At 67.7% G+C, this 23,382-nt stretch carries 19 protein-coding genes; 7 read left to right on the top strand and 12 right to left on the bottom strand.

Going from position 1 to position 23,382, the window contains the following annotated elements:
• Window positions 1-31 precede the first annotated feature (31 nt).
• The 8 genes from AC07RV_RS09155 to AC07RV_RS09120 all read right to left on the bottom strand — a co-directional run bounded on the left by AC07RV_RS09155 (window position 32) and on the right by AC07RV_RS09120 (window position 10,275).
• Window positions 32-727 carry an ABC transporter ATP-binding protein gene (locus AC07RV_RS09155; RefSeq protein WP_093342087.1) on the bottom strand — a complete coding sequence of 232 codons (696 nt, stop codon included), beginning with the start codon at window positions 725-727 and terminating at the stop codon, window positions 32-34.
• A 1-nt stretch (window position 728) separates the two neighbouring features.
• Window positions 729-1,505, bottom strand: coding sequence for an ABC transporter ATP-binding protein (locus tag AC07RV_RS09150; protein WP_093342089.1), 777 nt, complete (start codon window positions 1,503-1,505; stop codon window positions 729-731).
• Window positions 1,506-1,508: 3 nt separating this feature from the next.
• Window positions 1,509-2,819: a branched-chain amino acid ABC transporter permease gene (locus AC07RV_RS09145; protein WP_203201080.1), complete on the bottom strand. Its 1,311-nt coding sequence runs from the start codon at window positions 2,817-2,819 to the stop codon at window positions 1,509-1,511.
• 4 nt (window positions 2,820-2,823) lie between these two features.
• On the bottom strand, window positions 2,824-3,777 hold the full coding sequence (locus AC07RV_RS09140) for a branched-chain amino acid ABC transporter permease (RefSeq protein WP_093342092.1): 954 nt from the start codon (window positions 3,775-3,777) through the stop codon (window positions 2,824-2,826).
• Window positions 3,778-3,855: 78 nt separating this feature from the next.
• Window positions 3,856-5,088 carry a branched-chain amino acid ABC transporter substrate-binding protein gene (locus tag AC07RV_RS09135; RefSeq protein ID WP_093342094.1) on the bottom strand — a complete coding sequence of 411 codons (1,233 nt, stop codon included), beginning with the start codon at window positions 5,086-5,088 and terminating at the stop codon, window positions 3,856-3,858.
• Between the two features lie 201 nt (window positions 5,089-5,289).
• Entirely contained in the window at window positions 5,290-6,519 is a 1,230-nt protein-coding gene (locus tag AC07RV_RS09130) for a branched-chain amino acid ABC transporter substrate-binding protein (protein ID WP_296782753.1), read from the bottom strand.
• Window positions 6,520-6,668: 149 nt separating this feature from the next.
• On the bottom strand, window positions 6,669-8,297 hold the full coding sequence (locus tag AC07RV_RS09125) for a 3-(methylthio)propionyl-CoA ligase (RefSeq protein WP_296782755.1): 1,629 nt from the start codon (window positions 8,295-8,297) through the stop codon (window positions 6,669-6,671).
• Window positions 8,298-8,532: 235 nt separating this feature from the next.
• Complete coding sequence (locus AC07RV_RS09120) at window positions 8,533-10,275, bottom strand: carboxylesterase/lipase family protein (protein ID WP_296782757.1); 1,743 nt, start codon at window positions 10,273-10,275, stop codon at window positions 8,533-8,535.
• A 188-nt stretch (window positions 10,276-10,463) separates the two neighbouring features.
• Between AC07RV_RS09120 and AC07RV_RS09115 the strand changes: the two genes are divergently transcribed.
• The 7 genes from AC07RV_RS09115 to AC07RV_RS09085 all read left to right on the top strand — a co-directional run bounded on the left by AC07RV_RS09115 (window position 10,464) and on the right by AC07RV_RS09085 (window position 16,454).
• Window positions 10,464-11,576 carry an AraC family transcriptional regulator gene (locus tag AC07RV_RS09115; RefSeq protein WP_296782759.1) on the top strand — a complete coding sequence of 371 codons (1,113 nt, stop codon included), beginning with the start codon at window positions 10,464-10,466 and terminating at the stop codon, window positions 11,574-11,576.
• Between the two features lie 60 nt (window positions 11,577-11,636).
• Window positions 11,637-13,163, top strand: a complete 1,527-nt coding sequence (locus tag AC07RV_RS09110) for a protein adenylyltransferase SelO (protein ID WP_296782761.1) — start codon at window positions 11,637-11,639, stop codon at window positions 13,161-13,163.
• Window positions 13,160-13,573, top strand: coding sequence for a peptide-methionine (R)-S-oxide reductase MsrB (msrB, locus tag AC07RV_RS09105; protein WP_057597047.1), 414 nt, complete (start codon window positions 13,160-13,162; stop codon window positions 13,571-13,573). Before AC07RV_RS09110 ends, msrB begins: the two co-directional genes overlap by 4 nt.
• Window positions 13,574-13,619: 46 nt before the next feature.
• Window positions 13,620-14,165, top strand: a complete 546-nt coding sequence (locus tag AC07RV_RS09100; protein ID WP_093342103.1) for a septation protein A — start codon at window positions 13,620-13,622, stop codon at window positions 14,163-14,165.
• 2 nt (window positions 14,166-14,167) lie between these two features.
• Entirely contained in the window at window positions 14,168-14,452 is a 285-nt protein-coding gene (locus AC07RV_RS09095; protein WP_093342105.1) for a BolA family protein, read from the top strand.
• Window positions 14,453-14,587: 135 nt separating this feature from the next.
• Complete coding sequence (locus AC07RV_RS09090; RefSeq protein ID WP_208509384.1) at window positions 14,588-15,373, top strand: peptidylprolyl isomerase; 786 nt, start codon at window positions 14,588-14,590, stop codon at window positions 15,371-15,373.
• 112 nt (window positions 15,374-15,485) lie between these two features.
• Window positions 15,486-16,454 (top strand): helix-turn-helix domain-containing protein, encoded by a 969-nt coding sequence (locus AC07RV_RS09085; RefSeq protein WP_296782764.1) that lies wholly within the window; start codon window positions 15,486-15,488, stop codon window positions 16,452-16,454.
• On the opposite strand, the gene AC07RV_RS09080 is transcribed toward AC07RV_RS09085, so the two are convergent.
• The 4 genes from AC07RV_RS09080 to purL form a co-directional block, all read right to left on the bottom strand.
• Entirely contained in the window at window positions 16,437-17,279 is an 843-nt protein-coding gene (locus AC07RV_RS09080; protein ID WP_296782766.1) for an alpha/beta hydrolase, read from the bottom strand. The two genes, AC07RV_RS09085 and AC07RV_RS09080, sit on opposite strands and share 18 nt — an antisense overlap.
• 1 nt (window position 17,280) lies before the next feature.
• A complete protein-coding gene (locus AC07RV_RS09075) occupies window positions 17,281-18,318 on the bottom strand; it encodes a Bug family tripartite tricarboxylate transporter substrate binding protein (RefSeq protein ID WP_296782768.1) in 1,038 nt (345 codons plus the stop codon).
• Between the two features lie 133 nt (window positions 18,319-18,451).
• Window positions 18,452-18,889, bottom strand: coding sequence for a nucleoside diphosphate kinase regulator (gene rnk, locus AC07RV_RS09070; RefSeq protein ID WP_296782770.1), 438 nt, complete (start codon window positions 18,887-18,889; stop codon window positions 18,452-18,454).
• Between the two features lie 350 nt (window positions 18,890-19,239).
• Complete coding sequence (gene purL / locus AC07RV_RS09065) at window positions 19,240-23,271, bottom strand: phosphoribosylformylglycinamidine synthase (protein WP_296782772.1); 4,032 nt, start codon at window positions 23,269-23,271, stop codon at window positions 19,240-19,242.
• Window positions 23,272-23,382: the final 111 nt, after the last annotated feature.

Here is a 23,382-nt window from a genome sequence, read left to right as displayed (position 1 = left end):
GCCTCCGGCCATCCGCCTTCCACAGCCTACCTCAGACCTCGAGCCATTCCTTGCGCGTCGCGCCGTCGGCGCGCAGGCTGGCGGGCGTGCCGTCGAATACGATGCTGCCGTGGCCCATGACGAGCGCGCGGTCGGAGATCGCCATCGCGATGGTGAGCTTCTGCTCGATCAGCAGCACCGAGATGCCCTTGTCCTTGAGGGTACGCAGGTACTGCCCCACGAGCTCGACGATCTTCGGCGCCAGGCCCTCGGTGGGCTCGTCGATGATGATCAGGTCGGGGTCGCCCATCAGCGTGCGGCACAGCGTGAGCATCTGCTGTTCGCCGCCCGAGAGCACGCCGGCCTCGGTGTGCTGGCGCTCCTTGAGGCGCGGGAACATGCCGTACATGTCATCAAACTGCCAGCGGCTGCCCTTGCCCGAGCCCTTCTGCCCGAGCAGCAGGTTCTGGTGCACCGTGAGCTTGGGGAAGATGTCGCGGTTTTCGGGCACGTAGCCGATGCCCAGGTGGGCGATCTCGTAGGCCTTGCGGCGCAGGATGTCCTGCTCCTTCCAGCGCAGCGTGCCCTCGGCATGCACCAGGCCCATGATGGCCTTGGCGGTGGTCGATCGGCCCGAGCCGTTGCGGCCCAGCAGCGCGACGATCTCGCCGGGCTGCACGTCGAAGGAAACGCCATGCAGCACATGGCTCTTGCCGTAGTAGGCGTGGATGTCGTGAAGCTTCAGCATCTCAGTGTCCCGCTCCCTGTGCATCGGCCACCGACGAACCCAGGTACGCCTCCTGCACGCGCGCATTGGCGCGCACCTCCGCGGGCGTGTCGAAGGCGATCACCTCGCCATACACCACCACCGCGATCTTGTCGGCCAGGCCGAACACCACGCCCATGTCGTGCTCCACCGTGAGCAGGGTCTTGCCGGTGGTCACGTGCTTGATCAGCGCGATGAAGTGCGAGGTCTCGGTCTTGCTCATGCCGGCCGTGGGTTCGTCCAGCAGGATCACGTTGGCGCCGCCGGCGATGGTCACGCCGATCTCGAGCGCGCGCTGCTCGGCATAGGTGAGGTTCACCGCATGCACGTCGCGCTTGCGTTCCAGCCCGATCTGGCGGATCAGCTCCTCGGTGCGCGCATTGGCGTCGTCGAGGTTCGAGAGGAAGCGCAGGAAGGTGTACTTGTAGCCGAGGCTCCAGAGCACGCCGCAGCGCAGGTTCTCGAACACGCTGAGCTTGGGGAAGATGTTCGTGATCTGGAAGCTGCGCGAGAGGCCCAGCCGGTTGATCTCGTAGGGCTTCTTGCCGTCGATGCGCTGCCCGTTGAGCAGCACCTCGCCGCTGGTGGGCGCGAGCCGCCCGCTGATCAGGTTGAACAGCGTGGACTTGCCCGCGCCGTTCGGCCCGATGACGGCCACGCGCTCGCCGGCCTTCACCGCGAGGTCCACGCCGCGAATGATCTCGGTCTTGCCGAAATTCTTTCGCAGCGCCTTGAGTTCCAGTGCGTATTCAGCGCTCATGTGTTACGCCGCCTCCCGACGCTTGATTTCCGTTTCGATCTCTTCCTGGGCCTGGCCCCAGACCCGCACGAAGCGGCGCCGCGCGACCTCGAGCGCGCCCAGGCCGATGGCCAGGATCGCGACCGCGCCGAGCCAGCTGCCCATGCCCGCGGTGTCGAGCGAGACGCCGAAGAAGTTCAGCCGCGAGCCCATCGCCGCGTTGAGCTGGATGTGGTAGATCATCTCGATCAGCGCGGCCGCGCCGATCACCACCGGCACCAGCGCCGCGGCGAGCGCGAGGTAGAGCCACCAGAAGCGGTCGAACTTGCCGAACTTGGCCACGCGCAGGTTCATCATGATCAGGCTCGCGATGCCGCCCGGGGCGAACATCACCATGAACACGAACACCAGCCCGAAGTACAGCTGCCAGGCCTTCGAGAGCTCCGACAGCAGGATCGAGGCGAACACCAGCAGCACCGCGCCGATCATCGGGCCGAAGAAGAACACCGCGCCGCCGAGGAAGGTGAACAGCAGGTAGCCGCCCGAGCGCACCGCGTTGAGGCTGTCGGCCGCGTTCACGATCTCGAAGTTGATCGAGGCCAGGCCGCCGCCGATGCCGGCGAAGAAGCCCGCGATGATGAACGCGAAGTAGCGCACGCGCTGCGTGTTGTAGCCGATGAATTCCACGCGCTCGGGGTTGTCGCGCACCGCGTTGAGCATGCGGCCCAGCGGCGTGCCGGTGAAGGCGAACATCAGCGCGGTGCACACGAAGCAGTAGAACGCGATCAGGTAGTAGACCTGGATCTGCGGCCCGAAGGTCATGCCGAGGAAGGGCGTGCCGTAGACGCGGTCGGTGGTGATGCCGCCCTCGCCGCCGAAGAAGCTCGGGAACATCAGCGCCATGGCGGCCACCAGTTCGCCGATGCCCAGCGTGATCATCGCGAAGGTGGTGCCCGACTTCTTCGTGGTGACGAAGCCCAGCAGGATCGCGAAGAACATGCCCGCGAGCCCGCCCACGAGGGGGATCAGCACCAGCGGCACCGGCACCGCGCCCTTGCTCGCGAGGTTCATCGTGTGGATCGCGATGAACGAGCCCAGCCCGACGTAGACGGCATGGCCGAAGCTCAGCATGCCGCCCTGCCCCAGCAGGATGTTGTAGCTCAGGCAGATGACGATGAGGTAGCCCATCTGCGAGAGCATGGTCAGCGCCAGGCTGCTCTTGAACAGGTGCGGCGCGACGATCAGGGCGATGGCGAACAGCGCCCAGATCAGGTAGCGCCCGATGTTCCAGGGCTTGAAGCGGTAGTAGCGCGAAGCTTGCGTGGTCGATGTCATGGCGTCAGTCCTCCCGGGTGCCCAGCAGACCCTTGGGCCTGAAGATCAGGATGAGGACCAGGAACAGGTACGGCAGGATCGGTGCGACCTGCGAGATGGTGAGCTTGAGCAGCTCGTAGCCGAAGGTCTGGTCGTTGACCGCCATGCCCAGCGCCTGCAGTCCGCCGGCCAGCGACTGGTCCATGGCGACCGCGAAGGTCTGGATCACGCCGATCAGCAGCGAGGCCAGGAAGGCCCCGGCCAGCGAGCCCATGCCGCCGACCACCACCACCACGAAGATGATGGAGCCGACCGAACCCGCCATCGCCGGCTCGGTGACGTAGGTGTTGCCGCCGACCACGCCCGCGAGGCCCGCGAGCGCGGCACCGCCGCCGAACACCAGCATGAACACGCGCGGCACGTTGTGGCCCAGCGCCTCGACCATGTCGGGGTGCTTGAGCGCGGCCTGGATCACGAGGCCGATGCGCGTGCGCGTGAGCAGCAGCCACACCGACACCAGCATCAGCACCGCCACCAGCATGATGAAGGAGCGCGACTTGGGGAACTGGGTGCCGTAGAGCGTGAACAGCGGGCCCTGGAGCTGCGCCGGCAGGCCGTAGGGCACGGTCGAGCGGCCCCACACCAGCTGCACCAGCTCGAGGATCAGGTAGGAAAGACCGAAGGTCACGAGCAGCTCGGGCACGTGGCCGAACTTGTGCACGCGCCGCAGGCAGTAGCGCTCGAAGCCGGCGCCCAGGGCGCCCACCAGCAGCGGCGCGAGGAACAGCGCCGGCCAGAAGCCGACGATGTTCGACAGCGTGTAGGCGATGTACGCACCCAGCATGTAGAAGCTCGCGTGCGCGAAGTTGAGCACGCCCATCATGCTGAAGATCAGCGTGAGGCCGGAGCTCAGCATGAACAACAGCAGGCCGTAGCTCACGCCGTTGAGCAGCGAGATGACGAAGAATTCGACGTTCATCGGTCTTTCGGATCACATGAAAAAGAAAAAGGCCCGAGTGTTGAAGTCGGGCCTCGACCGTTCAGGGGCGTCCCGCGTTCAGGAGGGCCGCTTCATCTGGCACGTGGTGGGCGTGCTCGCCACGTAGGCTTCGTAGTACTTGACCGGGGCCAGCGTGTAGCCGGTGTTCTCCGGGCTGTACGGGTTCTTGGCGTCGGCCTTCTGCCAGCGCGTGATCCACAGGCCCTGCTGCAGCTGGTGGTCGGCCTTGCGCATCTCGACGTCGCCGTTGAAGCTCTTGAACTTCATGCCCTCGAGCGTGGCGGCCACCTTCACCGGCTCGGTCGACTTGGCGCGCACAAAGGCTTCGCTGAGCATCGCGTAGACCGTGTAGACGTCGGTGGTGTAGAGGTCGTCGTTGAAGCGCTTCTTGAACTCGCCCATCAGCGGCTGGACCGGGCCCGGCGCGTTGTAGTGGCTGTAGCCGACCTGGTAGACCTTGCCGTCCGAGGCCGCGCCCATGGCGGTCGGCGTGCCGTTGGTGACGGCGTAGTAGGTGTAGAACTTGACGTTGAGGCCGGCATCGTTGGCCGCCTTGATCAACAGCGCGAGGTCGGAGCCCCAGTTGCCGGTGATCACCGAGTCGGCGCCCGAGGCCTTGATCTTGGCGATGTAGGGCGCGAAGTCGCGCACCTGGGCCAGCGGATGCAGGTCGTCGCCGACGACTTCGACGTCGGGGCGCTTGGTCTTGAGGTTTTCCTTCGCGAACTTCGAGACCTGCTGGCCATGCGAGTAGTTCTGGTTGATCAGGTAGACCTTCTTGATCTCGGGCTGGTCCTTCATGAAGGTGGTCAGCGCCTCCATCTTCATCGAGGTGTCGGCATCGAGGCGGAAGTGCCAGTAGCTGCACTTGCTGTTGGTCAGGTCGGGATCGACGGCCGCATAGTTGACGTAGAGCACTTCCTTGCCCGGGTTGCGGGCGTTGTGCTTCTCGAGCGCGTCGATGATGGCCAGCGCCGGGCCCGAGCCGTTGCCCTGCACCACGTAGCGCGCGCCCTGGTCCATGGCCGAGCGCAGCGCGGCGGTGGTTTCCTGGGGGCTGAGCTTGTTGTCGATGCCGATGATCTCGAACTTCACGCCGGCTACGTTCTTCTTGTTGAATTCTTCGGCCAGGAACTGGAAGGTCTTGAGCTGGTTGGTGCCGACCGCGGCCATCAGGCCCGACAGCGGGTCGAGCCATGCGATCTTGACGGTTTCACCCTTCTGGGCCAGGGCGCCGGCGGCGCTGGCGGCAAGGATGGCTGCGGTAGCGATTTTCAGAGCGAACTTCACGATCTATATCTCCTGGTCAAACCGATTCAAAAAACCTTGCACGAGCGTACAAGCCTTCGCAGCCCCTCCCCTCAGGGAATGCCCGTAAGGGAGATGCCGCGAGGCCCGTTTCTATCGCGCAGGCGACAGCGCATTTCTCCAATTTCTACCCGCCGGTAGGCTGTTGCTACCGACGGGTAGGAAATGCGCGCACGAATAGCCTCAGGGGCGCTTCATCTGGCAGGTCGTCGGGGTGCTCGCCACGTACGACTCGTAATACTTCACGGGAACATTGGTGTAACCGGTGTTCTCGGCGTCATAGGGGTACTTGGCGCTGGCCTTCTCCCAGCGCGAGATGTACAGGCCCTGCTGCAACTGGTGGTCGGTCTTGCGCATCTCGACCTCGCCGTTGAAGCTCTTGATCTTCATGCCCTCGAGCGCGGCCGCGACCTTGACCGGGTCGGTCGACTTGGTCTGCGCGAAAGCGGCATCGAGCAGCGCGAACACGTGGTAGATCGACGCCTGCGTGAGGTCGTCGTTCATCTTCTTCTTGTAGCCGCCGAGCAGGCGCTGGATGTCGCCGCCCATGTTGTAGTGGGCATAGGCCACGGTGTAGACCTTGCCGTCGGAGGTGGCGCCCATGGCGGTGGGCGTGCCTGCGCCGGGCGCGTAGTAGGTCAGGAACTTGACGTTGAGGCCCGAGTCATTGGCCGCCTTGATCAGCAGCGACAGGTCGGAACCCCAGTTGCCGGTGATCACGGTGTCGGCACCCGAGGCCTTGATCTTGGCGATGTAGGGCGCGAAGTCGCGCACCTGGGCCAGCGGATGCAGGTCGTCGCCCACGATCTGGATGTCGGGGCGCTTGGTCTTGAGGTTTTCCTTGGCGTACTTGCTGACCTGCACGCCGTGCGCGTAGTTCTGGCCGAGGATGTAGACCTTCTTGATGTCCGTCTGGTCCTTCATCCAGGTGGTCAGCGCCTCCATCTTCATCGAGGTGTCGGCGTCCACGCGGAAGTGCCAGTAGCTGCACTTGCTGTTGGTCAGGTCGGGGTCGACCGCCGCGTAATTCATGAAGAGCAGTTCCTTGCCCGGGTTGCGCGCGTTGTTCTTCTCGACCGCATCGATGATCGCGAGCGCCGGGCCCGAGCCGTTGCCCTGCATGATGTAGCGCGCGCCCTGGTCCTGCGCCGAGCGCAGCGCGGCGGTGGTCTCCTGCGGGCTGAGCTTGTTGTCGATGCCGATGATCTCGAACTTCACGCCCGAGGTGTTCTTCTTGTTGAACTCTTCCGCCAGGAACTGCGTGGTCTTGAGCTGGTTCGTGCCCACCGCGGCCATCAGGCCCGAGAGCGGATCGAGCCAGGCGATCTTGACGGTCTCGCCCTTCTGGGCGAAGGACGCGCCGGCACCGGCCAGCAGGGCGCACACGGCGATGGACTTGAGGGCAAAACGCATGAAGAGTCTCCAGGTTGAAGGGCTGCCCGATTGGCTGCATCCGCAGCGTACAAGCGCACTTTTTTCGTCCGCACAGGGATTGCCCGCAAGCCGGGCCGTGGAGGTGGCCGTGCTATCGCCTAGGCGACACGGCCACCGCCCCACCCGCTTTACAGGCCGGGCAGCTTGTAGTCCTTGAGCTGCTCGCGCAGCCGGGTCTTGAGGATCTTTCCGGTGGCGCCCAGCGGAATTGCCTCGACGAAGACCACGTCGTCGGGGATCTGCCACTTGGCGGTCTTGCCTTCGTAGAACTTCAGCAGTTCCTCACGCGTGACCTCGGCACCGGGCTTTTTCACCACCGCGACGATCGGGCGCTCGTCCCACTTGGGGTGGAAGACGCCGATGCAGGCCGCCATGGCGATGGCCGGATGCGAGACCGCGATGTTCTCGATGTCGATCGAGCTGATCCATTCGCCGCCGGACTTGATCACGTCCTTGCTGCGGTCGGTGATCTGCAGGTAGCCGTCGGCATCGATGGTGGCGACGTCGCCGGTGGGGAACCAGCCGTCGATCAGCGGATCGCCGCCCTCGCCCTTGAAGTACTCCTTGACGATCCACGGGCCCTTGACCAGCAGGTCGCCGTAGGCCTTGCCGTCCCAGGGCAGCTCGTTGTTCTCGCCGTCGACGATCTTCATGTCGACGCCGAAGATCGCGCGGCCCTGCTTGAGGCGCACCGCGAGCTGCTCCTCGGGCGACTGCTTCAGGTGCTTGTTCTTGAGCGTGCACAGCGTGCCCAGCGGGCTCATCTCGGTCATGCCCCAGGCATGCAGCACCTCGACGTCGTACAGGTCCTGGAAGGCCTTGATCATGGCCGGCGGGCAGGCGGAGCCGCCGATCACGGTGCGGTTCAGGGCGCTGAACTTCAGGCCGTTGGTCTGCATGTGGCCCAGCATCATCTGCCACACGGTGGGCACGCCGGCCGCGAAGGTCACGCCCTCGCCCTCGATCAGGTCGTAGACCGACTTGCCGTCGAGCGCCGGCCCCGGGAACACCAGCTTGCAGCCCACGAGCGCGGCCGAGTACGGAATGCCCCAGGCGTTGACGTGGAACATCGGCACCACGGGCAGCACCGAGTCGCGCGCCGAGATGCGCATCACGTCGGGCAGCGCCGCCGCATAGGCGTGCAGCATGGTCGAGCGGTGGCTGTAGAGCGCGGCCTTGGGGTTGCCCGTGGTGCCGCTCGTGTAGCACATGCTCGAGGCCGAGTTCTCGTCGAACACCGGCCATTGGTAGTCGGTGGACTGGCCGCCGACCCAGTCCTCGTAGCTCACGAGGTTGGGGATGCCGCTGTCGACCGGCAGCTTGTCGGGCCCGCACAGCGCGACCCACTTGCGGATGGTCGGGCACTTGGCATGCACGGCCTGCACCAGCGGCAGGAAGGTCAGGTCGAAGCACAGGATCTGGTCTTCGGCGTGGTTGGCGATCCACGCGATCTGGTCGGGATGCAGGCGCGGGTTGATGGTGTGCAGCACGCGGCCGCTGCCGCTGACGCCGTAGTAGAGCTCCAGGTGGCGGTAGCCGTTCCAGGCCAGGGTCGCGATGCGGTCGCTGAACAGCAGTTGCTCGCCGTCCAGCGCATTGGCCACCTGCCGGGAACGCGATGCGATGTCGCTCCAGGTACAGCGGTGGATGTCGCCCTCGACCCGCCGCGAGACGATCTCGCCGTCACCGTTGTGGCGCTCGACGAACTCGATCAGCGACGAGATCAAAAGCGGTCGGTCTTGCATCAAACCCAGCATCTACAGGCTCCTTCTTTCAACAAAATTCAGCGGTTTCAAAGATTACGGCGATTCACGCAATTTATGTGCGTTCGCACAATGACAGAAACCCGCAGTCTGCGAGGACCGATCTGTCGTCCGGATGACAGCTGGCGTCCGCCGGAGCATGCAGACGCCTCGCCCCTCGCGCGACCTTCGCCACCACCGCGGCGGCCATGGCCGTCGCGGCGGTGCGCCTTGCCGGTGCGCGCAGTGCTCAAGGCGCGCTGTTCTGCAGCTGCGTCTTGCTGGCGTCGAGCACGATCTTGCGCGGCCAGTTGGGCCAGGTCACGCCCAGGCCCGCATGGTTCGGATCGCCGGTGCGCGCGAACGCGGACAGGCTGCCGACCATCGCGTCCGACAGCGCCTCGCGGCCCGGCCGGTTCGCCTCGCCATAGGCGAAGGAGAAGATGTTGGTGCCGAAGTTGTGGAACATGAACACCGTGTCGAGGCCGTGCGTCGCGCCGTAGACGGTATTGAACGGCGCCACCTGCTGGCTCCAGTCGAAGCGGTAGTACCAGGTCTTGGTCGGCAGGTACTTCGCGACCGAGTCGATCTGCGCGGGCAGGCCGTTGAGGAAGATCGCGTTGGTCGCGAAATCCGAGGCGGCCTTCCATCCGGTCAGCGGCTTACCTACCGGCAGGTAGGGTGCGTTGATCAGGTCGGCCTCGGTGAGCGTGACCGGTGCATCGGGGTTGAAGTTGTACTGCAGCCCGAAGCGTTCGTAGTCGGTCGGCTTGAAGCCCAGGCCCTGCCCCGTGAAGGTGCCGAACAGGTTGGCGAACAGCGTGCCCTCGTCGCGCGTGTTGCCGATCAGCATCGGCACCTTGTTGAAGCGGCCGGCATCGACCTCGGCCCGCGAGTTCACGGGCAGGATGGTGCCGTCCTCGATCGGCGCGGGCGCGTTGCCCAGCTGCGGGTTCGCGAGCACGATGGTCAGCAGCTTGTCGGCCGGCAGGCCGCGCAGGTAGGTGGCGATCTGCGCGTTGGTCTGCGAGGCCACCCAGGCATTGGCCGAGGTGGTGTCGACGGCCTTGCCGTCGGCGATGGCGATGGCCGCGAGCAGCCCCTTCGAATAGGTCTGCGCGGTGGCACGCGAGGAGAAGGCGATCCCGCCGCTCAGCGGCACCGCCTTGTGCAGCAGGCCGGCCGATGCGCTCGAGACCACCAGGCCCCAGGTGTTGACCGCGCCCGCCGACTGCCCCATCACCGTCACGTTGCCCGCGTCGCCGCCGAAGGCGCCGATGTTGGCCTGGATGAACTTCAGCGCCTGCATCTGGTCGAGCAGCGCGAAGTTGCCCGAGTCGTTCTTCGCCTCGCCGTTCTTGAGCTGCGGCAGGTCGAGCCAGCCGAGCACGCCCAGCCGGTAGTTGATCGTCACGACGACGGCATTGCCGCGCTTGGCGAGTTGCGCCCCGTCGTAGCCCGGATCGGCCGTGTAACCCGAAATGTTGCTGCCGCCGTAGATGTAGACGATCACGGGCAGCTTGGCGGCGTCGCCGCTCGGGCGCCAGATGTTGAGCGTGAGGCAGTCCTCGTCGCCCACCGGCTTGCCGAAGCCCTCGCGGGTGCCGAGGCCGAAGGGCGCGTCGTCGGGTGCCGGGCTGAAGTAGCGCCCGCCCTGGGCGCAGCTGCGGCCGAACTTGGCGGCGGAGCGCACGCCCTCCCAGGCCCTGGGATCGGCCGGCGGCGCCCAGCGCAGCGCGCCGACGGGGGCCTGGGCGAACGGAACGCCCTTCCACGACAAGGTACCGGTGCCGGCGCTGTCGTCCACGCCCTCGATCTTGCCGGCGGTGGTCTGGCGCACCATCGGGCCGTCCGCGGCCGGTGGCGGCGCGGGCGGCGGCGGGGGTGGCGGTGCCACCGGGAAGAATCCGCTCGACCCCGAGCCGCCGCCGCCGCAGGCCACGAGGGCCATGCTGGCGGCCGCGATCGCGGCCATGGCGATGGCCGAAGCCACCCTTGTCTTCTGTCCTGCCGCACCCTGGCTTTTTCGTGCCGTTGCCATTTCTTGCATGTGTTTGTCTCCACACCGGGTTAATCGGAATTCCTGCATCGGTGCCCCGCGGCCATACTCCGGCCCGCCGAACCCGAAAAAATTCTAGGAACGGGTGCCGTTTCCACCGCTATCGCAAGCGAGCCAATCGAATGACTTCAGGAGCCTCCAACCCGCGCCACGCGCGCCGGCCTGCGCGCCGTCCGGGCTGCATGCCGCAGCCCGAGTTGCGCACCAGCTCGTCGGCATGGCTCGAGGGGGTGCTGAGGATGTTCGAGGCCGAGGGCCTGGACGTGCCCTCGCTGCTGCGCGACGCCGGCTTCGACCCCGAATCGCTGCTGCGGCAGAACGCGCGCATCCCGGTCGACGAGATCACCGTGTTGTGGCAACTGGCCGTGGCGCGCGCGGGCCGGCCCACGCTGGGCCTGCACCGCGGCCTGGCCGCCACCCACAGCAAGTTGGGCACCGTCGCCCACGTCATGGCCTGCTGCGTCGATCTCGGCGAGGCGATGGACCGGCTCGCGCGCTACATGCCCGTGATCTCCGATGCCACCGCCTTCTCGGTGCAGCCCGAGGCGCGCGGCAGCTGGATGGTGATGCAGCACACGGGCGGCAGCCTGCCGATCCCGCGCCAGCGCGTCGAGTACGCCCTGCTCACCATGCTGATGCAGTGCCGCTGGCTGATCCGGCGCGAGATGGAGCCGCTGGCGATCGAGTTCGCCTATCCGGCCCCCGACGACGACCGGCCGCACCGCGAGGCCTTCGGCTGCGAGGTGCGCTTCGGCGCGCCGGCCAACCGCATGCTGCTGTCGGCCGCCAACCTGGCGATGACGCTGCCCACCAGCCACCCCGAGCTCGGCGAGATGCAGGAACACCTGCTCGACGACCAGCTCGACCAGTTGGGCCAGACCACCACCAGCACCCTGGTCTGCGCCGAGATCGCGCGCCGCCTGCCGCACGGCGAGCCGCGCCGCCAGGACGTGGCCTCGGGCCTGGGCCTGGCCGAGCGCACGCTGCAGCGCCGGCTGCAGGAGGAATCGGTGTCGTTCCAGGCGCTGCTCGACCGCACCCGGCGCGAACTGGCGCAGCAGTACCTGGCGCAGGAGCGCCACACGCTGACCGACGTGGCCGACCTGCTGGGCTTCGTCGACAGCAGCAACTTCTTCCGCGCCTGCAAGCGCTGGTTCGGCCTGCCGCCGGCGCAGTACCGCACGCGGCTGTGGCATGGCGACGCGGCCGGCTCGCTGTTGCGCGCCGCCGCCTAGTTTCTGGTCTCCGAGGCCCCCCTTGGCCAGGGGTCTAGCGCTCTGCCGGACAATCGGGGCATGACGCCCACGAGCCTGCTTGCCGAAGAGAACCGCCCCACGTCGACCGAAACCCGGCCCGGGAGCGCCGACCTGGGCCTGGGCTGGGCCACCACCGGCTTCTCCACGCTCGGGCCGCGCTTCTACACCGAGCTGCGCCCCACCCCGCTGAGTTCGCCCACGCCGCTCTACTGGGTCGGCCACAGCGAACGGGTCGCGCGCGAGCTGGGCCTGCCCGAAGGCTGGCGCAGCGACGCGCTGCTCGAGGCGCTGAGCGGCAACATCCCGCTCGAGGGCGCGCGGCCGCTGGCCAGCGTCTACAGCGGCCACCAGTTCGGCGTCTGGGCCGGCCAGCTCGGCGACGGGCGCGCGATCCTGCTCGGCGAAACCGCGGACGGCCTCGAGATCCAGCTCAAGGGCGCGGGCCGTACGCCCTATTCGCGCATGGGCGACGGCCGCGCCGTGCTGCGCTCGAGCATCCGCGAGTTCCTCTGCAGCGAAGCCATGCACGGCCTGGGCATCCCGACCACGCGCGCGCTGTGCGTGACCGGCTCGGACGCGCGCGTGCGCCGCGAGGAGATCGAGACCGCCGCGGTGGTGACGCGGGTGGCACCGAGCTTCATCCGCTTCGGCCATTTCGAGCACTTCGCGGCGAACCAGCAGCACGAGGAGCTGCGCGCGCTCGCCGACTACGTGATCGACCGCTACTACCCGGCCTGCCGCCACAACGAACGCTTCGGCGGCAACCCCTATGCGGCGCTGCTCGAGGCCGTGAGCGAACGCACCGCCACCCTGCTGGCGCACTGGCAGGCCGTGGGCTTCTGCCACGGCGTGATGAACACCGACAACATGAGCATCCTCGGGCTCACCATCGACTACGGCCCGTTCCAGTTCCTCGACGGCTTCGATCCGCGCCACATCTGCAACCACAGCGACACCGGCGGGCGCTATGCCTTCAACCAGCAGCCCAACGTGGCGTACTGGAACCTGTTCTGCCTCGGCCAGGCGCTGCTGCCGCTGATCGAGGACCAGGAGCTCGCGCTGGCCGCGCTCGAGTCGTACAAGGCCGCGTTCCCGAACGCCTTCGAGAACCGCATGCGCGCCAAGCTCGGCCTCGCCGACGCGGCCGACGGCGACCGCGCGCTGATCGAGGGCGTGCTCAAGCTGCTGGCGGCCGAAAAGACCGACTACACGATCTTCTGGCGCCGCCTGGCCCGCTACCGGGCCGACGGCAACATCGAGCCGGTGCGCGAACTGTTCATTGACCGCGCCGGCTTCGACGCCTGGCTGCTTTTGTTTCTGGAGCGCCATGCCCACACCCCGCGCGAGCAGGCGGCCGAACTGATGCTGCGCAGCAATCCGGAATACGTGCTGCGGAACCACCTGGGCCAGCAGGCCATCGAAGCGGCTGGCCGCAAGGACTTCTCGGGCGTGGCGACCTTGCTGGCCCTGCTGGAATCCCCATTTGAAGAACATCCCGGCGCGCAGGCGTATGCCGGGTTCCCGCCCGACTGGGCTTCCACGATCGAAATCAGCTGCTCATCATGAACACACCCGTCCAGAAAACCGATGCCGAATGGAAAGCGCTGCTCGCCGAAAAGGGTGCCGAGCCGGCCGCCTTCGAGGTGACCCGCCACGCGGCGACCGAGCGCCCCTTCACCGGCAAGTACGAAGCCCACTGGGACGACGGCACCTACCACTGCGTCTGCTGCGGCGCCAAGCTGTTCGAGTCCGCCACCAAGTTCGACGCCGGCTGCGGCTGGCCCAGCTTCTCGGAGGAAGCGGTGCCGGGCGCGATCCGCAACATCGTCGACCGCTCGCACGGCATGGTGCGCACCGAGAATGTCTGCGCCAATTGCGGCGCGCACCTGGGCCACGTCTTCCCCGACGGACCGACCGAGACCGGCCTGCGCTACTGCATGAACTCGGCCTCGCTCGACTTCCAGAAGAAGCCCTGAGCGGCGCCTTCTCCTTTTTCTTCCGGCCCCGCCACCATCCGACTGCATGAAACTGATCCTCGACTTCTTCCCGATCCTGCTGTTCTTTGGGGCCTACAAGCTCGCCGACATCTACACCGCCACCGGCGTGCTGATGGCCGCCACGGTGGTGCAGATGGCGATCATCTATGCGATGGAACGCAAGCTGCAGGCGATGCAGAAGGCCACGCTGGTGCTGATCCTGCTGTTCGGCACGCTCACGCTGGTGCTGCACGACGACCGCTTCATCAAGTGGAAGCCGACCGTGCTCTACGGCGCGATGGCGGTGGCACTGGCCGTGGCCCTGTGGGCCTTCCGCAAGAACTTCCTGAAGATGCTGCTGGGCTCGCAGCTCGAGCTGCCCGACCGCATCTGGATGCGGCTGAACATCGCATGGATCGGCTACTGCCTGTTCATGGCCGCCATCAACGGCTACGTCGCGGCCTACTTCACGACCGAGGCCTGGGTCAACTTCAAGCTCTGGGGCTACGTGTTCCCGATCGTGTTCCTGGTGGCGCAGGGCCTGTACATCTCGCCGCACCTCAAGAGCGGCGACGACAAGCCGGCCGCCTGAGCATGAGCAGCACCACCGCTTCGCATCCGCTGCCGACCGTGGCGGCCCTCGAGGCCGCGCTGCGTGCCGCACTGCAGCCGACGGCGCTCGAAGTCATCGACGAGAGCGCCGCGCACGCGGGCCACGCGGGTGCCAATGCCGAGGGCTTCGGCACCCATTTCCGCGTGCGCATCGCCTCCCCGCTGTTCGAGGGAAAGCCACGCGTGGCGCGTCATCGGCTTGTGTATGATGCCCTCCAACTTTTCATCGCACAGGGTCTGCACGCCATCGCCATCGAGGTGCTCTGAGTCGTCCATCCACCGCCAGCCTCCGGCTGCCGGGCCCGGTTCTCCGCGGCGGCGCTCCCTCCCCTGTGTCTTTGCTCCGGTTTCCTCCACGCGCACTTTCATCCAACGCGCATTTCTCAGCCTGACATTCAATCCATGAAAAAACAAATCTTGCAGGCCGTCGCGGCCGCAGCGCTGCTTGGTGCCGTTCCCATGGCTGCCCTGGCGCAGAACGCAGCCATCGTCAACGGCAAGGCGGTGCCCAAGGCACGCATGGACGCGCTGGCCCAGCAATTGGCCGCGGCCGGCCGCCCCGTCACGCCCGAGATGCAAGGCCAGCTGCGCGAGGAAATCGTGGCACGCGAAGTGTTCATGCAGGAAGCGCAGAAGCAGGGCCTCGACGCCACCGAGGACTACAAGAACCAGCTCGAGCTCGCCCGCCAGGCGATCCTGATCCGCGCCCTGTTCGAGAACTACCGCAAGACCAACCCGGTCTCGGACGCCGACGTGAAGGCCGAGTACGACAAGTTCGTCGCGGCCAACGGCGGCAAGGAATACAAGGCGCGCCACATCCTGGTCGAGACCGAGGACCAGGCCAAGAAGATCATGGCCGACCTGAAGAAGGGCGGCAAATTCGAAGACATCGCCAAGAAGCAGAGCAAGGACCCCGGATCGGGCGCCAACGGCGGCGACCTCGACTGGGCCAACCCCGCCAACTTCGTGCCCGAGTTCTCGGAAGCGATGATCAAGCTCAAGAAGGGCGAGACCACGCCGGCGCCGATCAAGACCCAGTTCGGCTGGCACATCATCCGCGTCGACGACATCCGACAGGCCCAGCTGCCGAAGATCGAGGACATCAAGCCGCAGATCACGCAGCAGCTGCAGCAGCAGCGCCTGCAGAAGTACCAGGAAGACCTGCGCGCCAAGGCGAAGATCGAGTAAGCGGCGCGCCCTGCCCGCCCTCACCCATGCAAGACGGCCTTCGGGCCGTTTTTCTTTGGGCTTGTTTCTTGCAAGAATCCGCGGCGCGCCATCGGCGCGGAGGGTGTCGACCATGGGCTTCTACCACTCGACCGAGGCGCTCGCGCCGCGGCACAAGACCGAGTTCTGGCGCGAATCGGTGTGCCGGCGCCTGATACCGGCGCGCGGCGAATTCGCACACGACTTCGACGGCTGCCTCTCGGGCCAGCAGCTCGGCAGCCTCACGGTGTGCCGCATGCAGTCGAAGCCGCACACCTTCATCCGCACCGACCAGCTCGCGCGCGTCGCGCCCGACGACGACATCGTGGCCGCCTTCTTCCAGCGCGGCCAGGCCAACATGGCGCAGCAGGGCCGCACGCTGCGCGCCTCGGCCGGCGACATCGTGCTGTACGACGCGGCACGGCCCTTCGTGCACGAGCTCGCGCCCGAATCGCTGCTGCTGGTGCGCTTTCCGCGCCAGCAGCTGCTGTCGCGCTTCCCGAAGGCCGAGCACATGATGGCGCTCAAGATCGCCGACGGCAGCTCGCTGGCCGGGTTGCTGCACGGCATGGCCGAGGAGGCGCTGCGCTTCGAGGCGCGCGACTCGGCGCTGGCCGCGCAGGCGCGCTTCGCCGCCGCCTTCCTCGACACGCTGAGCGCCGCGATGGAACTGCAGGACGTGGCCGAGGGCGCCGCCGCGGCCACGCGCCACGGCTCGATCTACGAGAAGGCCGTGCGCTACATCGACGCCCACCTGGACGACACCGGCCTGTCGATGGCCGGCGTGGCCGAGGCCGCCCATGTCTCGCCGCGCACCCTCACGCGCGTGTTCGCGGCCCACGGCACGACCGTGATGCACCACCTGTGGAAGCGCCGGCTCGAGCAGAGCTTCCACATCCTGTCCGAGGGCCGCGTGCAGCAGGTCACGCAGGCCGCCTACCAGTGCGGCTTCAGCGACCTCTCGCATTTCTCGCGCGCCTTCAAGAGCGCCTACGGCACCACGCCCGCAACGCTGCTGCGCGGCGCGGGCGGCACGATGGTTGCGCTAAACCAGACCCGATAGCCAGCCCTGCACATCGCCGGCCACCCGCGCGTGCGAGCCGGTGTAGATGTGGTCGCAGCCCTCGACCGCGATGCGCCGGACCGCGGGTGCATGGACGAGGGCGCGCTCCATGTCCACCGAGAAGGAAAGCTGCGGACGCTCCAGTTCGCCCGCCAGCAACAGCGTGGGCACGCGAATGCGGTCGGCGAAACGCAACGCCGTCGTCGCGGCGTCGGGGCCGTACTTGTTGACGTAGGTCCGATGGCACATCACGCCCTTCGCCGCCGGCGTGCTGGTGGGCATGTCGATGTGCATGAGTTCCTCGCCCCGCCCTTCGGCGATCCGATCGCCGCAATGCGCCAGCAAGCGCTCATGCGCGGGCCAATCCCAGACCTGCTCGTCCGGCAGGCGCGGCGAGGACAGCATGGCGAGCGCGATCACCTCATCGACCGGATGGAAGGCCTGGGTATATGCCGCCTTGAGGCCACCGAGGCTGTGGCCGCCGATCACGATGCGGCGACAGCCACGCTCGCGCAGCCATCGCAGCGCGGCCTGGAAATCCAGCACGCAGTCCTCGAAGCGCTCGAAGGCTGCGCCGATCCAGCGTCGATCGCCAGGGTTCAGCGCAACCCAGTCGTGGCCGCGGTTGTTGATGAAAGCCACTCCCCACCCCTGGCTCGCGAGATGCAGGCAGACCGTCCAGAGTCCCGACAAGGTGAAGCTGCTGCCCACACCGTGCGTCCACAGAAGAACCGGCAGGTCCGGTGCCCTGGGAGGAATCCAGGCGACCTGGACGGTGACACCGTCGTCCGTCAGCAGCTTGTGCACCTCGAGCGTGGTGTTCATCTCAATCCGCCTTCAGGTTGGCGACGCGCACGACCCGGGTCCATCGGGCCAGATCCTTGCGCGTCAGGTCCGCCAGCTCCTGCGGACTGCCGGAAAGCACAGACAACCCCTGCTGGTCGAATAGCTGCTTCATTTCCGGCGTGGTCAGCACGGCATTCACATCCGCATGAATGCGCTGGACCCGATCCGCCGGCACGCCCACGGGTGCGTACATCCCATACCAGATGTCGCCGTCGATGTCCTTCACGCCGCTGGCCTCGGCCAGCGACGGCACTTCGGGCGTGGCATCGGCGCGCTGCCTGCCTCCCGCCGCCAGCATTGCCAGCCGGCCGGATCGCACATGCGGCAATGCGACATGGATCGGCAGAAAGCCGAGCTTGACCGTGCCACCGATCAGGCCCTTCACGACCCCGGGCGTGTTCGTGTACGGGATGTGCGTGAGGCTGATGCCCAGGCTTTGCTTGAGCAGTTCCATCGTCAGATGATGGGGCGTTCCGTTGGCGGGCGAGCCGTAGTCGATGGCGCCCGGCGCGGCCCTGGCCAATCGGACCAGTTCTTGCAGGTTGTTCGCCCCGAGGCTCGGATGCGCCACGAGCGCCAGGCGCCCGATGGCAAGGGGCGCGATGGGCTGCAGGTCCTTGACCGGGTCGTAGGGGGCCTCGGGACGCAGGCTCTTGTTGAGAACCAGCGTGTTGGCCGTTACCAGCAGGTGATGCCCATCGGGCGTCGCCGCAGCCAGGTACTTGGTGCCGATCATCGAGCTGGCACCCGACCGATTCTCGACCACCACGGGCTGCGCCCATTTCTCGGCCAGCTTCTGGCCGACCACCCGTCCCAGGATGTCCGGCCCGGTTGCCGGCCCGAAGGGCACGACCAGCTTGACCGGACTGGATGGAAATCCGGTCTGGGCCGCCGCGGAACCCCAGAGCGCATGGCCGGCAAACGCTGCAGCGCCTTGCAGCCAGTCCCGGCGCCTCGGTCCGCGCGACGACCCGGCAAGCGACCGTCGGACCTCGGTCACCATTTCCTCTTTTTTCATATCCCTGCTCCCTTCATGACTCGGAGCGCCATTGCATCGCACCGCCAGTAATTGGGGAAATTTAGATGTCATATGAATTAATAACATCGAAATATGAATCAGAGGCCACGGCGCCTGCGCGCCCGACCGCGCTTCAGCGCAGGTATTCGCCCGCCGCTTCGGGCTGGAACTGCAGCGCGGCCACGCGCGCCGAACCGTGCACGCCGGCCGGCGTGGTCCATTCCACCAGTTGCCCCACGCGCGCGCCCAGCAGGCTCGCGCCCACCGGCGACATCACCGAGACCTCGCCCTCGGAAGGCTTGGCATCGCGCGGATAGCACAGCGTGATCGTGTAGCGCTCGCCGTTCGCGGGGTCCTCGAGCTCGACGCGCGAGTTCATCGTGACGAGGTCGGGCGACGCGTCCTGCGGCGCCACGATCTCGCTGCAGTCGAGCATCTCCTCGAGGGCCTGCGCGATCGGATCGGCCGCGCCGCGCGTCTGCAGCGCATGTGCGGCAAGCTTGTGCAGGCGTGCGTGGTCGAGCTGGGTGAGGGTTCGTTCGAGTCGCGTGAACGAGGCGGTGGCTTGCATGGGTGGCTCCTGATGAAGTGAAGGCGTGCCGCGGGCTCCATCGAGGGAGCGGGACAGAACGGACGCGCCGGCGCGCGGGCTTGGAGGAGGCCCGGCGATCAGGAGGTGCGCGAAAGAAGAAAGGGAGGAGGAAGGATCGCCGGGCTCAGGAATGCCAGGGCGATCGGCGCTTGAGCGCCGTCAACCGCGCCGCGCGGCGCCGGCCACGCGCGAGCGCGCCCCGCAGGGCCGGTGCGGTCAGCGTGGAAGCGGAAGTGCGCAGCATGCGGCCGAGTCTACCGGTCCGGTGGCGCAAGCGGCCATCAAAGGCCCCACCGGCCTTGCCGGATTGGGACCCTTGCCGTCGGCGATCAGCCCACCCAGCGGCGGGCGTTGCGCCAGATGCGCATCCAGGGGCTGTGCGCGCTCGCGTCGCCGCCGGTCCAGCTCATCTGGATGTTGCGGAACACGCGCTCGGGGTGCGGCATCACGGCAGTGAAGCGGCCGTCGGCCGTGGTCACCGAGGTCAGGCCGCCCGCGCTGCCGTTCGGGTTGAACGGGTACTGCTCGGTGGGCTGGCCGTGGTTGTCGACGAAGCGCATGGCCGCGATGGCCTTCGACGCATCGCCGCGGTGCTTGAAGTTGGCATAGCCCTCGCCGTGCGCGACCGCGATCGGCAGCCGCGTGCCGGCCATGCCCGCGAAGAACAGGCTCGGCGAATCGAGCACCTCGACCATCGACAGGCGGGCCTCGAAGCGCTCGCTCTGGTTGGTGGTGAAGCGCGGCCAGGCCTCGGCGCCCGGGATGATGTCGGCCAGCTCGGCGAACATCTGGCAGCCGTTGCACACGCCGAGGCCGAAGGTGTCGGCGCGGCCGAAGAAGCGCTTGAACTCGTCGGCCAGGCGCGGGTTGAAGGTGATGCTGCGGGCCCAGCCGATGCCGGCGCCCAGCGTGTCGCCGTAGCTGAAGCCGCCGCAGGCCACCACGCCCTTGAAGTCGGCGAGCCGCGCGCGGCCCGACTGCAGGTCGGTCATGTGGACGTCGAAGGCCTCGAAGCCGGCTTCGTTGAAGGCATAGGCCATCTCGACGTGCGAGTTCACGCCCTGCTCGCGCAGGATCGCGACCTTGGGCCGCGAAGCCAGCACCGCGGGTGCGGCGGGTTCGGCGCCGGCCGGCAGGTGCCAGTGCAGGCCCGGGTCGGCGGACTCGCCGGCCGCCGCGTGCTCGGCATCGGCACAGGCCGGGTTGTCGCGCTCGCGCGCGATCTTCCAACTCACCGAGTCCCAGACCTGGTGCAGGTCGTGCAGGCTGGCGCTGAACACCGACTTGGCATCGCGCCACACCTCGAGCTTGCCCTTGCCGGCCTCGATGGCCGAGCTCGCGGGCCGGGTCTTGCCGACGAAATGGCTGTGGGTGCTCAGGCCATGGGCGCGCAGCACCTGCATGACCTCGTTGCGCTCGGCGGTGCGCACCTGCAGCAGCATGCCGAGCTCCTCGTTGAACAGCGCCTTGAGCGTGAGCTCCTCGCGCCGCGCGCTGACCTGCTGCGCCCAGTTCTTGGCGTCGCCGGTCTCCATGCGGCTGTCGGAGATGCCGTCGCCTTCGGTGACCAGCATGTCGACGTTGAGCGCCACGCCCACATGGCCCGCGAAGGCCATCTCGCAGGCCGCGGCGAACAGGCCGCCGTCGCTGCGGTCGTGCATGGCGAGCAGTTTGCCGTCGGCGCGCAGCGCATTGACGGCATTGACCAGCGCCACCAGTTGCGCCGGATCGTCGAGATCGGGCACGGTGTCGCCGCTCTGGCCCAGCGTCTGCGCCAGGATGCTGCCGGCCATGCGGTGCTGGCCGCGGCCGAGGTCGACCAGCACCAGCGTGCTGTCCTCCTCATCGGCGTCGAGCTGCGGCGTGAGCGTGCCGCGCACGTCGTCGAGCGAGGCGAAGGCGCTCACGATCAGGCTGACCGGCGAGGTCACCTTCTTCGTCTCGCCGCCCTCCTTCCACTGCGTGCGCATCGACAGCGAATCCTTGCCGACCGGAATCGAGATGCCCAGCGCCGGGCAGAGCTCGAGGCCGACGGCCTTGACCGTGGCGTAGAGCGCGGCATCCTCGCCGGGCTCGCCGCAGGCGGCCATCCAGTTGGCCGACAGCTTGACGCGCGACAGCTCGATCGGCGCCGACAGCAGGTTGGTGATGGCCTCGGCCACCGCCATGCGGCCGGAGGCGGGCGCGTCGTAGGCGGCCAGCGGGGTGCGCTCGCCCATGCTCATCGCCTCGCCCGCGAAGCCCCGGTAGTCGGCCAGGGTCACGGCGCAGTCGGCCACCGGCACCTGCCACGGGCCGACCATCTGGTCGCGATGGCTCAGGCCGCCCACGGTGCGGTCGCCGATGGTGATCAGGAAGCGCTTGGAAGCGACGGTCGGGTGCGACAGCACGTCGATCGCGGCCTTCTGCAGGTCGACGCCCGTGAGGTCGAGCGGCCGGAAGCTGCGCGCCACCGACTGCACGTCGCGGTGCATCTTGGGCGGCTTGCCGAGCAGCACGTCCATCGGCATGTCGACCGGCTGCAGCGCGGCGCCCTCGTCGGCCACCAGCAGCTGGCGCTCCTCGGTCGCCACGCCGACCACCGCGAAGGGGCAGCGCTCGCGCTCGCAGAAGGCCTTGAACTGTTCGAGCGATTCGGGCGCGATCGCCAGCACGTAGCGCTCCTGGCTCTCGTTGCACCAGATCTCCTTCGGCGCCATGCCCGATTCCTCGAGCGGCACCGCGCGCAGGTCGAAGCGCGCGCCGCGGCCGGCGTCGTTGGTCAGTTCGGGGAAGGCATTGCTCAGGCCGCCCGCGCCCACGTCGTGGATCGCGAGGATCGGGTTGGCCGCGCCCTGCTGCCAGCAGTGGTTGATGACCTCCTGCGCGCGGCGCTCGATCTCGGGGTTGCCGCGCTGCACCGAGTCGAAGTCGAGCTCGGCCGCGTTGGCGCCGGTGGCCATCGAACTGGCGGCGCTGCCGCCCATGCCGATGCGCATGCCAGGGCCGCCGAGCTGGATCAGCAGCGAGCCGGCCGGGAAGCGGATCTTCTTGGTCTGCGTGGCGTCGATGCTGCCGAGGCCGCCCGCGATCATGATCGGCTTGTGGTAGCCGCGCTGCACGGTATCGAGGTCGCTCGCCAGGGCCTGCTCGTACTCGCGGAAGTAGCCCAGCAGGTTGGGCCGGCCGAACTCGTTGTTGAAGGCGGCGCCGCCCAGCGGGCCCTCGGTCATGATCTGCAGCGGGCTTGCGATGTGCTCGGGCTTGCCGTAGTGGCCGTCCTCGGGCCAGAGCTTCGAGACCGTGAAGCCGGTCAGGCCGGCCTTGGGCTTGGAGCCGCGGCCGGTCGCGCCCTCGTCGCGGATCTCGCCGCCGGCGCCGGTCGAGGCGCCCGGGAACGGCGAGATCGCCGTCGGGTGGTTGTGGGTCTCCACCTTCATCAGCACGTGAGTCAGCGCCGTGTCCTTGGTGTAGGCCGGCGTGCCCGCGGCATCGGCGCCGCGCGGGATGAAGCGCTCGACCTCGCCGCCTTCCATCACCGAGGCGTTGTCGGCATAGGCGATCACCGTGTGCTGGGGGTTCTGGCGCTCGGTGTGGCGGATCATCGAGAACAGGCTCTGCGGCTGCGCCGCGCCGTCGATGGTGAAGTCGGCGTTGAAGATCTTGTGGCGGCAGTGCTCGCTGTTGGCCTGGGCGAACATCATCAGCTCGACGTCGCTGGGGTTGCGGCCCAGCTTGGTGAAGGCATCGACCAGGTAGTCGATCTCGTCCTCGGCCAGCGCCAGGCCGAAGCCGGTGTTGGCGGCTTCCAGCGCCGCGCGGCCCTGGGCCAGCACGTCGACCGTGGCCATCGGCTGGGCCGGCAGTTCGCTGAACAGGCTGGCGGCCTGGTCGACCGTGGCGAGCACCGATTCGGTCATGCGGTCGTGCAGCGGGCCGGCCGCGGCGGCCAGCGGCTCGCCCTCGAGCACCGGCGCCTTGCCGAGCAGCGGCGCCTTGAGCTTCAGGTGGTATTGGGTGACGCGCTCGACCCGGCGCAGCGCCAAGCCGCAGTTGTGGGCGATGTCGGTGGCCTTGGAGGCCCAGGGCGACACAGTGCCCAGGCGCGGTGTGACGACCACCGCCGCCGAGGCCTTGGCCGCCGGCACCTCGAAGGGCTCGCCGTAGCTCAGCAGCGCCTCGAAGCGCTCGCGGCCCGCGGCGTCGAGCGCGCCGTCGGTCACCACCAGGTGCACGAAGCGCGCGGCGATGCCCTCGATGCGCGGATCGACGGCCTGGAGCTTCGGCAGGAGCTGCCGCGCGCGGAATTCGCTGAGTGCGCTGCCGCCCTCGAAGATGGTTACGACGGGAAGGGCTGTGGAAACGGAAGCGGACTGCGTCACGATGGGTGGGGCCTTGGGGCCGCGTTGGGCTTTGGAGAGGTCTGGAAATCCGTGGGCGGGCGGCCGCTGACTGGGGCCGTCCGCGCAGGACGCGAATTTTAGGTCATGGCG

Source organism: Variovorax sp. GW821-FHT09B01 (genome assembly GCF_059418345.1).
Note: the sequence above shows the minus strand (reverse complement) of the source record. Positions and strands in the feature narration are given on the sequence as shown.